Annotated in this window: 11 protein-coding genes and 1 pseudogene; 6 read left to right on the forward strand and 6 right to left on the reverse strand. The window is 57.6% G+C overall.

The annotated features are described in order from the left end of the window. Positions 1 to 124 precede the first annotated feature (124 nt). From ACP7CJ_RS05450 to ACP7CJ_RS05460, 3 genes and pseudogenes are all read left to right on the forward strand, one after another. Positions 125 to 1,165: an alpha/beta hydrolase family protein gene (locus ACP7CJ_RS05450; protein WP_276192971.1), complete on the forward strand. Its 1,041-nt coding sequence runs from the start codon at positions 125 to 127 to the stop codon at positions 1,163 to 1,165. 80 nt (positions 1,166 to 1,245) lie between these two features. Continuing rightward, positions 1,246 to 1,764 (forward strand): DUF2569 domain-containing protein, encoded by a 519-nt coding sequence (locus ACP7CJ_RS05455; RefSeq protein WP_426099778.1) that lies wholly within the window; start codon positions 1,246 to 1,248, stop codon positions 1,762 to 1,764. 59 nt (positions 1,765 to 1,823) lie between these two features. Next, positions 1,824 to 2,552: pseudogene (locus ACP7CJ_RS05460) on the forward strand (IS630 family transposase); the annotation flags it as partial. A gap of 88 nt (positions 2,553 to 2,640) precedes the next feature. On the opposite strand, the gene ACP7CJ_RS05465 reads toward ACP7CJ_RS05460, so the two are convergent. The 4 genes from ACP7CJ_RS05465 to ACP7CJ_RS05480 form a co-directional block, all read right to left on the reverse strand. Further along, positions 2,641 to 3,762, reverse strand: coding sequence for an agmatine deiminase family protein (locus tag ACP7CJ_RS05465; protein ID WP_426099779.1), 1,122 nt, complete (start codon positions 3,760 to 3,762; stop codon positions 2,641 to 2,643). Positions 3,763 to 3,868: 106 nt separating this feature from the next. Then, a complete protein-coding gene (locus tag ACP7CJ_RS05470) occupies positions 3,869 to 4,972 on the reverse strand; it encodes an extracellular solute-binding protein (RefSeq protein ID WP_426099780.1) in 1,104 nt (367 codons plus the stop codon). 1 nt (position 4,973) lies between these two features. After that, positions 4,974 to 5,882 (reverse strand): N-carbamoylputrescine amidase, encoded by a 909-nt coding sequence (gene aguB / locus ACP7CJ_RS05475; RefSeq protein ID WP_426099781.1) that lies wholly within the window; start codon positions 5,880 to 5,882, stop codon positions 4,974 to 4,976. Positions 5,883 to 5,886: 4 nt separating this feature from the next. After that, complete coding sequence (locus tag ACP7CJ_RS05480; protein ID WP_247397535.1) at positions 5,887 to 6,939, reverse strand: agmatine deiminase family protein; 1,053 nt, start codon at positions 6,937 to 6,939, stop codon at positions 5,887 to 5,889. Positions 6,940 to 7,074: 135 nt separating this feature from the next. Here ACP7CJ_RS05480 and ACP7CJ_RS05485 point away from each other — a divergent pair, with 135 nt between their 5' ends. Further along, positions 7,075 to 7,938 (forward strand): LysR substrate-binding domain-containing protein, encoded by an 864-nt coding sequence (locus ACP7CJ_RS05485; protein WP_247397532.1) that lies wholly within the window; start codon positions 7,075 to 7,077, stop codon positions 7,936 to 7,938. Positions 7,939 to 8,169: 231 nt separating this feature from the next. On the opposite strand, the gene ACP7CJ_RS05490 is transcribed toward ACP7CJ_RS05485, so the two are convergent. Both ACP7CJ_RS05490 and ACP7CJ_RS05495 read right to left on the reverse strand, forming a co-directional pair. Continuing rightward, a complete protein-coding gene (locus ACP7CJ_RS05490) occupies positions 8,170 to 9,609 on the reverse strand; it encodes an AdeC/AdeK/OprM family multidrug efflux complex outer membrane factor (protein WP_276192981.1) in 1,440 nt (479 codons plus the stop codon). A gap of 62 nt (positions 9,610 to 9,671) precedes the next feature. Continuing rightward, entirely contained in the window at positions 9,672 to 10,316 is a 645-nt protein-coding gene (locus ACP7CJ_RS05495) for a TetR/AcrR family transcriptional regulator (RefSeq protein ID WP_276192982.1), read from the reverse strand. A gap of 120 nt (positions 10,317 to 10,436) precedes the next feature. Here ACP7CJ_RS05495 and ACP7CJ_RS05500 point away from each other — a divergent pair, with 120 nt between their 5' ends. Together ACP7CJ_RS05500 and ACP7CJ_RS05505 are read left to right on the forward strand one after the other, a co-directional pair. Then, positions 10,437 to 11,621, forward strand: a complete 1,185-nt coding sequence (locus ACP7CJ_RS05500) for an efflux RND transporter periplasmic adaptor subunit (RefSeq protein WP_426099782.1) — start codon at positions 10,437 to 10,439, stop codon at positions 11,619 to 11,621. A gap of 16 nt (positions 11,622 to 11,637) precedes the next feature. Next, positions 11,638 to 14,751, forward strand: coding sequence for an efflux RND transporter permease subunit (locus ACP7CJ_RS05505; RefSeq protein WP_276192984.1), 3,114 nt, complete (start codon positions 11,638 to 11,640; stop codon positions 14,749 to 14,751). Positions 14,752 to 14,754 lie beyond the last annotated feature (3 nt).

Below are 14,754 nucleotides of genomic sequence, written 5' to 3' on the forward strand. Positions count from 1 at the left end.
TTTCTCCATAGGTTTTTTGATGTAGGTCAGCGACCCAAAAGACGATACGATCACGCCGGATCATGGGCGCTACGCACTACCTTAGCCCCACGGTCCTTCGATCCCATCATGGAAGATAAAAACAATGAGAACGGCTTTCTGCGCGATATTGCTGCTTTGCCTGACCTCCCCTGCATTCGCTGACGAAAACCCGATCGGCTTTAAAACCGCCACCCTGCCCGATGTCGAGAACCAGCGCACACTGCAACTGGCCGTCTGGTACCCCGCCGCCACCACGGCCAAGCCCGAGCTGATCGCCGACAACGCGGTGTTCATCGGGGCTCTCGCCGTGCCCGACGCACCGCCGGCTGCTGGCGAGCATCCCTTGGTGGTGCTGTCCCACGGTTACGGCGGTAATTGGCGCAACCAGGTGTGGCTGGCCAGTGCACTGGCCCATCAGGGTTACATCGTGGCAGCGGTCAACCATCCTGGTACCACCAGTAAGGATCGCAGCCCCGCCGCCGCCGCGCAGTTGTGGCAACGGCCCAAAGACCTCAGCCGTGCCATCGACGCGGTGCTTGCGCAGCCCACGCAATTTGGCACGGTCAAGCACAACCAGATTGCCGCCGTGGGCCACTCACTCGGTGGCTGGACCGTGCTGGAAATCGCCGGTGCCCGTTTCGATCCAGACCTGTTCAATCGAGACTGCAACGTCCACCCGAAGCTTGGCGGTTGCATGGGCTATCGGCAGATGGACCCTGCAGGCACAACCGCCGGCAAGGTCCAACTGGCCACTGACCTGAGCGACAAACGCATCACCGCCATTGTGTCGTTGGACCTGGGCCTGTCGCGCGGTTTCACCCACGCCAGCCTGGCGGCATTGCCAGTGCCGGCGCTGGTAATCGCGGGGGGTGTGCCGTCGGAGGAGATGGACCCTAACTTGGAGTCCGCCGCCTTAGTCAAACGCTTGCCGAAAGTGTCGACGCAATACGTGGAGCTCGCCGACGCCACTCACTTCAGTTTCATGGCGATCTGCAAGCCGGGCGGCATGGCGTTGATTGAAGCGGATTCGCCGGGCGACGGCATGATTTGCCGGGATGGTGAGGGGGCTCGGCCACGGGCGGTGATTCAACAGCAGCTGGTGGGGCTGATCAGCGAGTTTTTGGAGCGCTCGTTTCGACATTGAAGCAGGCATCGACCTTAGAGCACGTGGCGCGCCACGGCTGGCTGTCTACCGTGAAAACTTTATTGAACTGCGGAGCGAACATGCAAAAAAGTAAACAACTGAAGGGATTGGGCGGTTGGTTGGTCGTGGTTGGCTTGGGGCTGTTTATAGCCTTGGCGCGTCTGAGCTATGCCATTATCACGGTGTATTACCCGATATTCGCAGATGGCTCGTTTAGTACCATTACCTCATCCGGCACGACGATGGATAACACCCTATGGGGCGCGATCCTGATTTCAGAAACACTCATGAATGCAGTCTTTATCGCGGCCTTTGGTTATTTGGTTTACCTGTTCTTCTCCGAACACTATTTATTTCCCAGGATTTATATCGTCACGCTCATCACCTCGGCTATTTACGTTCCATTTGATGCCTGGGTTTGCTCGTTTGTTCTGGTGGATGAACCCATATTCGACTACAGCACGGCCAAGGAAACCCTCCGCGGATTGGTGTCCACCGCTATCTGGGTCCCCTACATACTGGTCTCTAAAAGGGTCAAGGCAACGTTTGTACAACACCGGCCGGTTGAGGCAGAAGCGCCTAGTGGACTGAGCGGTTAATTCATTTATCTAATGGTAACGATATACTGTGCGTCCAATGTCATGGATTGGTTATACGCATGGCCCGGCCGACTTCCCCCTTCGCTTTAATGCCTTCCGATCTCATCGCCCTGCAAGGTTGCTTGCGTATGAGTACGCTGGAGCAGAGCCTCGTCCAGCGAGCGCGCATCCTGCTTCTACTGGCTGACGGATTGACGCCCAAGGCCGTCAGCGAGCAGTTGCAGGTCACGCCGCCGACGGTATTCAAGTGGCGAAAACATTATCTGGAGGCAGGAATCGAAGGGTTGAGCGATCTGCCGCGCAGCGGCCAGCCACTCAAACTTGGGACCGATAAAATCAACGAAATCCTGACACTGACCACCCGGCGTGTACCCCAGGAAGCCACTCACTGGAGCGTCCGTTTGATGGCCAAGTATGCGCGGGTTACCACGTGGCAGGTTCGGCAGGTCTGGGCCGCTTCCGACCTCAAACCCCATCGTCTGAAGACCTTCAAAATCAGCAACGACCCTCATTTCGCCGACAAGGTAGTCGACGTGGTCGGGCTCTATCTGAACCCACCGGATAATGCCCTGGTGTTGTCGGTTGACGAGAAAACCCAGATCCAGGCGTTGGATCGCAACCAACCGATGCTGCCGCTACGCCCAGGTCAAGTTGAACGCAGGACGCATGATTACAAGCGCCATGGTACGGCGAGTCTGTACGCGGCTTTCGACATCCTGACCGGCCAAGTAATCGGACGGATTACCCAGCGCCATCGAGCCAAAGAGTTTCTGGCTTTTTTGCAACAGAATGCGTAGCACCAAGGGCGCAATAGCGCACCACAAGCCTTGACTGTGCTCGTGCAGCGGTGATCGCTGTGCGGGCACCAACGACGAATCAAACGGCCGGCATATTCTTGGTCACGCAGTGAATTCCACCACCACCGGCGGCAATCGGGTCGATGTTGACCTGCACCACCACGCGGCCCGGATACAACTTGGTTAGCAGATCCTTGGCGTATTTGTCTGCCGCGGCATCACCAAAATGTGGAACTATCACCGCGCCATTGATCGTGATGTAGTTAATATAGCCGGGGGCGAAATCCAGGCTCTCGGTGTAGACGTTGCTGCGCAACTTCAACGGTGGCGGCAGGGTGTACACCTGCAACTTGTTGCCATCGGCGTCGGTGGCGGCCTTGAGAATTTCCAGGTGCTTGCGGGTGATCGGGTACTCATAAGAGTCCGGGTCGTTGTCGAGTTGCGCCACCACCACGCCTTTTGAAGAAAAACGGGCGTAAAAATCGACGTGACCATCGGTGATGTCTTTGCCCTTGATGCCCGGCAACCAGATGATTTTGCGCAGGCCCAAGTTAGCCTTCAGTTCCGTTTCGATCTGCGCCTTAGTCATGTCTGGATTACGGTTGCTGTTGATCCAGGAACTCTCGGTCAAGATCGCAGTGCCATTACCATCTATTTCGATACCGCCGCCCTCGCCCGTCAGCTGGCTGGCGATGTAGGTGGCGCCCGTCAATTTGCTCAGTTTGTCGGCCACGTTAGCGTCATTGGCGTGAGCCTGCTTATCGCCCCAACCGTTGAAGTTGAAATCCACTAGCCCTCGACCGCCTTGGTCGTCGACCACGAAACAGCCACCCATGTCACGCATCCAAATGTCGTCCAGCGCCATGGTCTGAAATGTGATGTTGGTAGTACCGCATGCCGCCGTGGCCTTAGCCAATTCATTGGGGCGGCACAACACGGTAACCGGCTGATATTTGGCGATGGTTTTGGCCAGCAGAGCGATATTATTATTCACCGGCGTAGCCCAATCTTGGTGGACCGCTGACGAGGCACCAAAGGATAGGAACATCCGTTCCTGTAACTCGTTTTCATCCGGCATATACCAGCTTCCCTTGATGGCTGCTTGTACCCAAGAGGCATTCATGCCGAGCCCCATGGATGCCGCTGCGCCGAGACTAGAAACTAACGCTACCTGCTTAATGAAATTACGACGTGTTGACATGTGTTTATCTCTCAATTCTTGTCGTTGCATTGTTTTGAAGGACAATAACTGCGGCCATGGGTTAAGACCGCTTTCAAAGCCGACTATCTGGATGGTCGACTTGCCATCACTTAGTGGAGGCTGTCTTGAACTTGGTCCACGCACGCATGCGCGCACGCATATTGGACTGGGGAATGTCTTGACCCGGGATCAGTCGTGCATAAGCGGCCTCATCAAGGTAGATATCCGGGTTGTTACGCATCACTGAGTCGACACTCGGACGTGCTTTGGCATTGGAGGTGGGGTAGCCGGTGAAGTTGCTGATGGCGGCCATGTTCTCCGGGCGCATGACGAAGTTGATGAACGCATAGGCATATTCCGGATGTTTGGCGTCGACGGGGATCGCCATGGTGTCCATCCATACCGTGGTGCCTTCGCGCGGGACGTGGTACTGGAACGTGGCTTTCTTGCCTGCTGCATCTGCGGCACGTTGCGCCTGAGTCATATCCCCGCTGTAACCGAGCGATAGGCACAAGTTGCCGTTGACCAACTCGCTCACCGGCTGCGACTGGAACTTACGGATAGACGGTCGCAGCTTGAGCAGCAACTCACTCGCTGCGGCCAGGTCTGCAGGCTTGGCACTGCGCGGATCGCGGCCGAGGTAATTGAGTGCTACCGCCAGCACCTCGTCCGGCGAGTCGATCATCGAGATGCCGCAGTCTGCGAACTTGGCGGCCAGTTCCGGTTTGAACAGCATGTCCAGGCTATTCACCGGCGCATCTGGCATGCGCTGTTTAATCTGCTCGGCGTTGTAGGTCAGGCCGATGGTGCCCCACGTGTAGGGTACGGTGGCCTTGTTCGAGTAGACATAATGCGTACGTAGCTTCTGCAGACCTGGCTCGATGTCATTCAGGGCCGTGAGCTTTGACTTGTCCAGCGGCTGCAGGCTGCCGGCGCGCATCAGACGTTCGCCAACAGTGTCGCCGGGGAAGATCAGGTCATAACCACTGCCGCCGGCCATCATCTTGGCTTCCAGCGTCTCACTGCCATCCATGACGTCGTAGATCACCTTGATCCCGGTTTCGGCGGTGAACTTGGCGAGGGTGTCCTCGGCGAAGTAATCCGCCCAGTTGTACAACTTCAGGGTCTTTTCCTCCGCCTGCACCGACGACAAGGTACAACTTAGTGCCAATCCTAAGGAGCAGAGCAACGGCTTGTTGGTAATGTTCATGTCAAACCCCTTGAGTATTCCAGCGTGCGTTAGCGTGGCGACCGTCCAGACTTAACAGCGCCCCGTACATCTCTGGACGGCGGTCGCGGTAGATGCCCCAGGTCAGACGCTCTTCGCGCATGGTGGCCAAGTCCAGGCTGTGTACCAGCACGCCGGCGCTGTCGCGGTCAGACTCGGCCAGCAGCTTGCCCTTGTGATTGCAGATAAAGGACGAGCCGTAGAAGTTCATCTGCAGGGTCGGATCGGTGGTCGCCGCTTCTCGGCCAATGCGGTTAGCGGCCACCACCGGCACGATGTTGGCGGCGGCATGGCCGCGCATGGTCATCTGCCAGTGATCACTTGAATCCAGCGTCGTGCAACCAGGTTCAGAGCCAATGGCGGTGGGGAACAGTAAGACTTCGGCGCCCATCAATGCCAGGCAACGTGCGGTCTCGGGGAACCACTGATCCCAACAGATGCCCAAACCTATGCGCCCAAAAGCAGTGTCCCAGACACGAAAGCCGGTATCGCCAGGGCTGAAATATTCCTTCTCCTGATAACCGATAGCGTTGGGGATATGCGTCTTGCGATACACACCCAGGAGGCGCCCATCAGCATCGGCCACGCTCAGCGAGTTGAAGTAGGCATTGCCCGCCTTCTCGAACCAGCTCAGCGGCAGCACCACACCCAACTCCTTGGCCAGCGCGGCAAAGCGCTTGAGTACGCTGCTGTCCTGATATTCCTCGGCCAGCGCCAGGTGTTTATGATTCTGCTCGATGCAGAAATACGGGGTTGCAAACAGCTCCTGCAGCAGGATGACTTGGGCGCCTTTAGCGGCCGCCTCACGCACCAATTGCTCGGCCTGATCAACGTTGTGTTTCAGGTCCCAGGTGCAGGCCATCTGGGTTGTGGCAATCGTCAGAATGGTCATTTCATTAACCCTCCAGTGGCCCGGCTGGCTGTTGCTGGGTGATGCAATGCACACCGCCACCGCCATGAGCCAGGTGATTGATCCGAACCGGTACTACTTCGCGTCCTGGGAAGGTCTTGCTCAACACTTCGGCAGCCACCTTGTCGGCATCAATGCCATAGGCCGGCATGATGATGGCGTTGTTGGCGATGTAGAAGTTGGTGTAGGAGGCACAGAACACTTCAGCCTCGGTGTCCACCGCATCGGTGGCTTCATAAAGCTCGATCAGCTCAAACTTGCGACCTTGGGCATCGGTTGCCAGCTCCAGAGCGCGACGGTTTTCACGTACCACTTCGGCATACACCGAGTGTTGGTCGCGCGTGGCGTCTACCAGCAAAACCCCAGGACGGGCGAACGCGCACACACCGTCGACATGGCCATCGGTCATGTCGCCGGTCACATAGTTTGGGTCTCCCGGCAGCCAGACAGTCTTCTTCACACCCAGCAGGCGAGTGAAGATCTCCTCCATCTCGGCCTTGTTGATGCCCGGATTGCGATTGGGGTTGAGCAATACCGATTCGGTGGTGATCAGCGTGCCCTCGCCGTCCACATGAATGGCCCCGCCTTCATTGCTCAGCGCAGTACCAAAGCACTCCACGCCCAAGTGATTGAGCGCGCGCCGGGCCAGGCTTTCGTCCAGATCGTGGGCCGACTTACCGCCCCACGCGTTGAAGCGCCAGCTCACCCCGGCCAGGCCTTGTTGCGGATGGCAAACGAAGCTCGGACCGGAGTCCCGGCACCAGCTGTCGTTCACCGCCAGCTCGATCAATTCAATGTTCGGCCCACAGAGCGCTTTGGCACTGGCGACGGCAGACGGGTCGACGACCAGTTTCACCAGTTCGAAACGAGCGATGGCGTTGGCCACGCGAGCGAAGTCCTCTTGCACTTGCGGCAATGTCACGCCCCAACCGGCCTCCCAGAGTGCGGTGTTGTGGGGCCAGACCATCCAGGTCGCGGTGTGCCTGACCCACTCGGCCGGCATCATCCAACCACTGTTTCGAATTTCATTCTGCTGCATGACAAGTACCCTTGAGTTAAGTCATTGTGTTCAATGAAAAACTGCCTATTCGGTTATGGCATGCATGCTAAGCCTGAAAAATATGGCAAACAAACGATGAATTTTGCAGGCAAATGATTAGGAGAGCTTATCAATATGCTCAAGCACTGGCCGCCCTTGAACACGCTGCGCGGCTTCGAAGCCGCCGCCCGACTGGGTAGTTTCCACAAGGCGGCAGAGGAGTTGCACCTCACCCAATCGGCAATTAGCCAGCAGATTCGTAGCCTGGAGACCTACCTCGAACAACCACTGTTCTTTCGCAACGGACGCAGCGTTAGCCTGACCGACGCTGGTTACGATCTACTTAGCACCACCCAGGCACTGCTACAGCAACTGGCCGTCGGCATTCGCCGCCTGGGGCAGTACCACAAACCCAACCAGTTGGTGCTCAACACCACCCCAACGTTCGCCCGTCACTGGCTGCTTCCACGCCTGGGGGATTTTCGCCGCCAGCATCCGGAGGTTGATCTGTGGATTTACAGCACTGATGAAGTCCCGGAGATGACCACCCAGACCATCGACCTCGCGGTGCGCGATGACATCAGTTCCCAGTCCGAGTGCAGCTTTAAAGTGCTATACGCTGACCGCCTGTACCCGGCTTGCCATCCGAGCCTGTTGGCAGTGCCGAGCGACCAGCGCACAACCCTGCATGGCGAGCGGGAAATGGACTGGAGCCACTGGGCGGTGGAGGCAGGGATAGATGTAGGCCAGAAGGATCACGGGCTCAACTTCTCCGATCCCGGCCTACTGTTGGATGCCGCTTGTGCCGGACTCGGCATCGCCTTGGTTAGCCAGTTACTGAGCCGCCAATCGCGCGCCAGCGGACTGTTGCAACCCTTGGTTGAGGAAACTATTCGTGGCCCCAGTTGGGCCTTGCTGACTCATCGCGACAGCGAGAACAGCCCGCTGGCGAGAAGTTTTATTGAGTGGTTACTTAGCCACCTGGTAGCGGGAAGCTAGATAACGTAACGGTTCTGGTTCAAGGCTTGAATGGGGCCCTTGCGCTTAGGATATATCAGGCACTTTGATTTGAAGATGTACGAACGGCTGCTTGGATGGGTAGCAGGGGCCTGCGCTAACATCGCGCAAGTCGCCTGGGGCAGGCGCTGGAAGGCGCGTTCAAAGGCAAGGCGCAGTACTGCTATGGCGATACTCAGTACGTCATTGAAACGGGCAGTACGACGCAAATGCTCAACCTTTGAGTTTCGAAGTCTTCTCGACCGAGTTTGGATACCACCCTCCCCCTAAAGCCTTGTACAAGTTGACCTCGCTAGTCAGCTGGGACAACTGGTCACTGATGAGGGACTGTTGTGCGCTGTACAACGAACGCTGGGCATCCAGAAAGGTAAGATTGCTGTCGATCCCGACACGGTATCGCCACTCGGCGAGAACGTAGTAGTCCTGACTGGCCTGAACATAGTCACGCTGCGACTGAAGCTGATCGACGTAGGTTTTGCGCGACGCCAGGCCGTCAGAGACTTCCTTGAAGGCAGTTTGAATGGCCTTCTCGTAGTTAGCGACGCTGATGTCTTTCTCTATTTTCGAATAGTCCAGACTGGCCCGCAGGTTGCCGGCGTTAAAGATCGGCAGGCTGATACTGGGGGTGAATAGCCAACTGCCGGAGCCGCCCTTGAACAGGCCGGACAGCTCGCTGCTGGACGTTCCCGCGTCGGCTGTCAGGGTAATACTCGGGAAAAACGCTGCGCGAGCTGAACCGATGTCTGCGTTGGCAGCCTTCAGCGTATGTTCGGCCTCGATAATGTCTGGACGACGGGTCAGCAGATCCGACGGCAAACCAACCGGTACGGTGGCCAGCAGGTCAGTCCCCAAGGGCTTGGCTAGCGGAAGATTGTCGGGCAAGCCTGCGCCCAGCAGTGACACCAGATCATTCTGATCCTGGGCGACCTGTCGCTGGTAGGTCGCCAGACTCACGCGAGCGCTATCTACCGATGTGCGAGCCTGTGCCAGATCCAGTGCGGAAGACACCCCCACTTTGCTGCTGCGCGTGGTGAGGTCCAAGCTTTGCTCATAGGCGTCAAGGGTGTTTTGGGTCAGCGCCAGCAGTGCTTGATCCGCCTGCCAGGTGAAGTACGCATTGGCAACGCTTGCCACCAGGCTGATTTGAGTCGAGCGACGGGCCTCTTCGCTGGAAAGGTAGGTTTCCAGCGCCTCTTGGCTGAGGCTGCGCACGCGGCCGAACAAATCCAGTTCATAAGAACTGATGCCCAGTGTCGCCGAATACTGGCCTGACGTAGTTGTACGCCCTGTCTGCGAAAGATCGGCGGGTGTTCGCTGGCGGGTCCCGCTGGCATCGGCGGAAATCGATGGCAGCAGGTCGGCACGCTGGATCCGGTATTTGGCGCGGTACGCTTCGATATTGAGTGCGGCGACTCTGAGGTCTCGGTTGTTTTCCAGCGATAGCTGAATCAGTTGCTGAAGCCCAGGCTCCTTGAAAAACTGGCGCCAGCCCAGGTCAGCGGCCACAGTGTCCGCAGCGGTGGCTGGCGAATACGACTGGCCCGTTGGGTACTGTGTAGCCGTAGGTATTGCGGGCCGTTGATAGTCAGGGATCAGTGAGCAGCCGCCCAGCACAAACGCGGTTACTGCAAGAGACAATAGAGATTTCTTCATTGCGCAGCCCTATCAAGTAAATGGCGTTTGAGTGACCCCCGCCACCAGCGGCTGGGGACCCATCAAGTAATCGTTTCGGTTTCTGTTGCTGTTTTTCCATCCCCCCCGCCGTAACCACCGAGGAACACTTCAACAGCGCGGTCAACAGCCCCTTTGATCTCGGCACTGGATAGCTCGGACCTGATGCCCATCAGGCAAGGAAATATGGTCTCTGACTCGAAGAGCGCGATGAGGTGTCGAGCTGCCACGTGGGGATCAGCCTGACGCAACGTACCTGCGAGCATTCGGGCCCGGAAAAAATCAGCCAGGGCATGCATGGCGATCTGTGGCCCGGTTTCATAGAAGAGCTTGCCGATGTCACTGCGACCTGACTCGCTGATCACTGTGCGCATGGCTTTGATCGCGGGTTCACTCGCGACAATCGCCAGTGCCGTCTCCCCAAAACGTCGAAGTACGCCACCCAGTTCCTGATCCGTGCTTGCCAGCAATGTTTCCAGGGTTGGAAGAATCTGGTCTTTGGCAGCCTGATGACTCACCGCAACAAACAACTCCTCCTTGGAGGAAAAATAGCGGTAGAGCGTCGACTTGGAACCGCCCACTCGCGTGGCGATGCCTGCCATGGAAGCCCCTTCAAACCCTTGCTCATGAAAAATGTCTGCGGCGGCCTGAAGAATCGCATCCCGCTTGCTGTCCGTAAGTACCCGCACAAGAAATCTCCTATTTCGATACCGATGTGTACCATTATTACTTGACCAAATGCTTCTGTCAAAATAGATTACCGTACAGTTCGGTATCGTTAATTATGTCTTTTGTCCTTGGAGCACGCCATGTGCCTTGCATACCCGAAGCGCCTCATGTCAGTGGTGGTCATCGCGTCAATCAGTGTTTTGGCGGCCTGTGGCAAACCGCCAGGCGGCGCACCACCGGCCGCAGGTACGCCTGAAGTGGGTACGCTCTCTGTACAGCCACAACGCGTGGTGTTTACCACCGAGCTTCCTGGGCGGACGGTGCCGTTTCTGATCGCAGAGGTGCGGCCTCAGGTCAACGGCATCGTGCTTAAACGCAGCTTCACCGAGGGCAGCGACGTCAAGGCGGGCCAGGTGCTCTACTCAATTGACCCCGCCACCTACAAAGCCACCTATGAAAACAATGTCGCGGCATTGGCCAAGGCCCAGGCAACCCTCATCTCCACACGACTCAAGCGTGATCGCTACAAGGAGCTGTCCGCCGTCAATGCCATAAGTCGACAGGATTACGACGACGCTGTGGCTTCCGTGGGCGAAGGCGAGGCGGATGTTTCATCGGCCAGGGCCAATGTTGAAAGCAGTCGCATCAATCTGGCCTACACCCGCGTCGATGCCCCGATCTCAGGACGCATCGGCAAATCCAGTATCACCCCAGGCGCATTGGTCACGGCCAGTCAGAGCACGGCCATGGCAACCATCCAGCAGCTTGATCCGATCTACGTGGACGTCACGCAGCCTAGCGTCGCACTCCTGCGCCTCAAGAAAGCAATGGCCCAAGGCGATCTGGAAAAAAGCGGTGCAAGCGCGGCTAAAGTCAGGCTGCGACTCGAAGACGGCAGCTTTTATCCCCTGGAGGGCTCGCTTGAATTTTCGGATGTGACGGTGGATCAAGACACCGGGGCCATCACCCTTCGCGCGATCTTTCCCAATCCCAACGCCACCCTGCTTCCGGGGATGTATGTCCGCGCGGTCCTTGAAGAGGGTGTCAAGGATCAAGGCCTGCTGGTTCCCCAGCAAGCGGTATCAAGGGACAGCACAGGCAAACCCCAGGCTTACGTGGTGGGCAAGGACGACAAACTCGAGCGACGAGATCTGGAAACCGACCGGGCTATCGGGGATCAGTGGCTGATTCGTAGTGGGCTGAATGCCGGTGATCAATTGGTCATTGATGGGCTGCAGCGCGCGGCCCCTGGTGTGACGGTCAAGACCGTACCGTGGCAGGCGCCGTCCGTGACGCAGGCACCTGCACCTTCCGACCTTCATTGAGCAGCGGGTAAATACCATGGCACGTTTTTTTATTGATCGCCCGATTTTTGCCTGGGTGCTGGCCATCATCGTCATGCTTGTCGGTGTGTTGTCCATCCTGACGCTGCCCATTGCGCAATACCCGACTATTGCACCGCCCGCCATCGCCATTACCGCGACCTACCCAGGTGCGTCGGCAAAAATCCTGGAGGATACGGTCACTCAAGTCATCGAGCAGAAAATGAAGGGCCTGGATCGCCTGAGCTACATCGCGTCAACGAGCGAATCCAATGGCTCCGTCACGATTACGCTGACCTTTGAAAACGGCACGGACCCTGACACTGCGCAGGTACAGGTGCAGAACAAGCTCGCACTGGCGACTCCCCTACTTCCCTCGCAGGTTCAGCAACAGGGCGTGCAGGTCGTCAAATCGTCCACCAACTTTCTGAATATCCTGGCCTTCACCTCCGAAGATGGCCGAATGAATGGTGCCGATCTATCGAACTATGTCTCGGCCAACATCCAGGACGCGATCGGAAGGGTCGATGGGGTTGGCGATACCACGTTATTCGGTGCGCAATATGCCATGCGGATATGGCTCGATCCCGACAAGCTGGAAAACTTCAGCCTGACGCCGCTGGATGTAAAGGACGCGATCCAAGCGCAGAACGTGCAAGTGTCATCCGGGCAACTCGGCGCGCTGCCGGCGTCCGGCAACCAGCAACTCAATGCGACCATTACCTCTCAGACTCAACTTCGCAGTGCCGCCGAGTTTGAGGACATCTTACTGCGCACGCAGACCGACGGCGCCCAGGTGCGTTTGCGTGACGTCGCCCGGGTCGAACTGGGCAGCGAAAGCTACAGTAACGCCAGTCGGTTCAATGGCAAACCGGCTGCCGGTCTGGCCATCAAACTCGCTCCGGGAGCCAACGCACTCGATACGGTCAAGGCCATCGATGCGCGGATTGAGGAGTTCAAACCCTTTTTCCCGCAGGGTGTTCAGGTACAGAAACCGTATGACACGACCCCTTTCGTGCGCATTTCCATAGAAGAAGTCGTGCGCACGTTGGTCGAAGCGATCGTGCTGGTATTTCTGGTGATGTACCTGTTTTTGCAAAATTTTCGCGCAACCCTCATTCCCACGATTGCCGTTCCGGTGGTGTTGCTCGGCACGTTCGGCGTACTTGCGGTATTCGGCTTCAGCATCAACACCCTGACGATGTTTGCGATGGTGTTGGCGATCGGGCTGTTGGTCGACGACGCCATCGTGGTGGTGGAGAACGTCGAGCGGGTCATGAGCGAAGAAGGCCTGTCGCCCAAGGAGGCAACTCGCAAATCCATGGGGCAGATCACCGGGGCGCTGGTCGGCGTCGCACTGGTGCTGGCCGCGGTGTTCATCCCTATGGCGTTCTTCGGCGGCTCGACGGGGGTCATTTACCGCCAGTTCTCCATCACGATCGTGTCGGCGATGGTGTTGTCCATTCTCGTCGCAATGATTCTGACGCCCGCACTCTGTGCCACGCTGCTCAAACCGATCGATCGTGGACATGAGCTGACCCAGCGCGGTTTCTTCGGCTGGTTCAACCGGACCTTCGAACGTGGCAGCCGCCATTATCAGGGTGGCGTGAACCATATGTTGAGCAGGCCCAAACGCTATATGCTCATCTACGCCGCGCTCCTGATCTTGGTTGTCGGCGCCTTCCTCAAAATCCCGGTGGGTTTTCTGCCCGACGAGGATCAAGGCACGCTCTTTGCGCTGATACAGCTTCCACCCGGCGCGACTGCAGCCCGCACCAATGACGCGCTCAAACAAGTCGAGCAGCATTTTCTCGTGGATGAGAAAGAGGCGGTTGCGGGCATTTTCACCGTCTCCGGATTCAGTTTCGCAGGCAATGGCCAAAACACTGGCCTGGCATTCATCAAGCTGCGGCCATGGGACGAGCGCCGTGACGAATCCCTTAGCGTCAACAGCGTGACGGCCAGGGCATGGGCTTATTTCGCCAAGGTCAGGGATGCGCAGATCATCCCGTTCGCCCCACCCGCGGTATCGGAACTGGGCAACGCAACGGGTTTTGACCTCATGCTTCAGGATCGCGCAAACCTTGGCCATGAAGCCTTGATGAAAGCCCGTAACCAACTGCTGGGCATTCTCAGCAAAGACCCGCGATTGGTCGCCGTTCGGGCCAACGGGCAAGAGGACGCGCCAGAGTTTCGTCTGGATATCGATCACCACAAAGCAGGCACGCTAGGGCTTTCGATGTCCGATATCAACGATACCTTTTCAACAGCTTGGGGGAGCACTTACGTAAACGACTTTCTTGATCAGGGTCGGGTCAAAAAAGTCATGCTCCAGGGGGATGCTCAGTTCCGTATGTTGCCTAAGGACATCGGTCGCTGGTATGTCCGCAACAGCGCAGGAACCATGGTGCCGTTCACCGCGTTTGCCACGGCGCACTGGGCGTCGGGATCGCCCAAGCTTGAGCGCTACAACGGTTCGCCGTCAGTGGAGATACTTGGCATGGCGATGCCGGGGAAAGCGTCAAGCGGCGAGGCGCTGGCGATTGTCGAAGACGCCATGGCCCAACTGCCAGCAGGCTTTGGCTACGAGTGGACAGGTTTGTCGCTCCAGGAAAAAGCATCAACGGGCCGCACCGGGCTGCTCTACGGCTTGTCGATCCTGATTGTGTTCCTGTGTCTGGCAGCGTTGTACGAGAGTTGGGCGATACCGATGTCGGTGATTCTGGTTGTCCCCTTAGGCGTACTCGGCGCACTGGTCGGTGCCATCCTGACGTGGAAGATGAACGACGTGTATTTCCAGGTCGGCTTACTGACCACCATCGGGCTAGCGTCGAAAAACGCCATTCTCATCGTCGAGTTCGCCAAGGAGATTCACGAGCAAGGCAAGGGGCTCATTGAGGCAGCGCTTGAAGCGGTCAGGATGCGTTTACGCCCCATTCTGATGACGTCGCTTGCCTTCATTCTGGGCGTACTGCCCATGGTCCTCGGCAGTGGCGCCGGCGCCGGGGCACAGCACGCACTCGGAACGGCGGTGATTGGCGGCATGCTCTCTGGGACATTGCTTGCGATTTTCTTCGTGCCGGTGTTTTTTGTCGTCGTCTACAAATTGTTCAAAATTGATGCTTCGTCATGATGT

Origin of the sequence: Pseudomonas sp. PSPC3-2 (genome assembly GCF_049897085.1) — a bacterium.
GTDB lineage: Bacteria > Pseudomonadota > Gammaproteobacteria > Pseudomonadales > Pseudomonadaceae > Aquipseudomonas > Aquipseudomonas paraveronii.

Coding starts and splice junctions, on each gene's coding strand:
- ACP7CJ_RS05450 (WP_276192971.1), top strand. CDS start 125: ATGAGAACGGCTTTCTGCGCGATATTGCTGCTTTGCCTGACCTCCCCT.
- ACP7CJ_RS05455 (WP_426099778.1), top strand. CDS start 1,246: ATGCAAAAAAGTAAACAACTGAAGGGATTGGGCGGTTGGTTGGTCGTG.
- ACP7CJ_RS05465 (WP_426099779.1), bottom strand. CDS start 3,762: ATGTCAACACGTCGTAATTTCATTAAGCAGGTAGCGTTAGTTTCTAGT.
- ACP7CJ_RS05470 (WP_426099780.1), bottom strand. CDS start 4,972: ATGAACATTACCAACAAGCCGTTGCTCTGCTCCTTAGGATTGGCACTA.
- aguB (WP_426099781.1), bottom strand. CDS start 5,882: ATGACCATTCTGACGATTGCCACAACCCAGATGGCCTGCACCTGGGAC.
- ACP7CJ_RS05480 (WP_247397535.1), bottom strand. CDS start 6,939: ATGCAGCAGAATGAAATTCGAAACAGTGGTTGGATGATGCCGGCCGAG.
- ACP7CJ_RS05485 (WP_247397532.1), top strand. CDS start 7,075: ATGCTCAAGCACTGGCCGCCCTTGAACACGCTGCGCGGCTTCGAAGCC.
- ACP7CJ_RS05490 (WP_276192981.1), bottom strand. CDS start 9,609: ATGAAGAAATCTCTATTGTCTCTTGCAGTAACCGCGTTTGTGCTGGGC.
- ACP7CJ_RS05500 (WP_426099782.1), top strand. CDS start 10,437: ATGTGCCTTGCATACCCGAAGCGCCTCATGTCAGTGGTGGTCATCGCG.
- ACP7CJ_RS05505 (WP_276192984.1), top strand. CDS start 11,638: ATGGCACGTTTTTTTATTGATCGCCCGATTTTTGCCTGGGTGCTGGCC.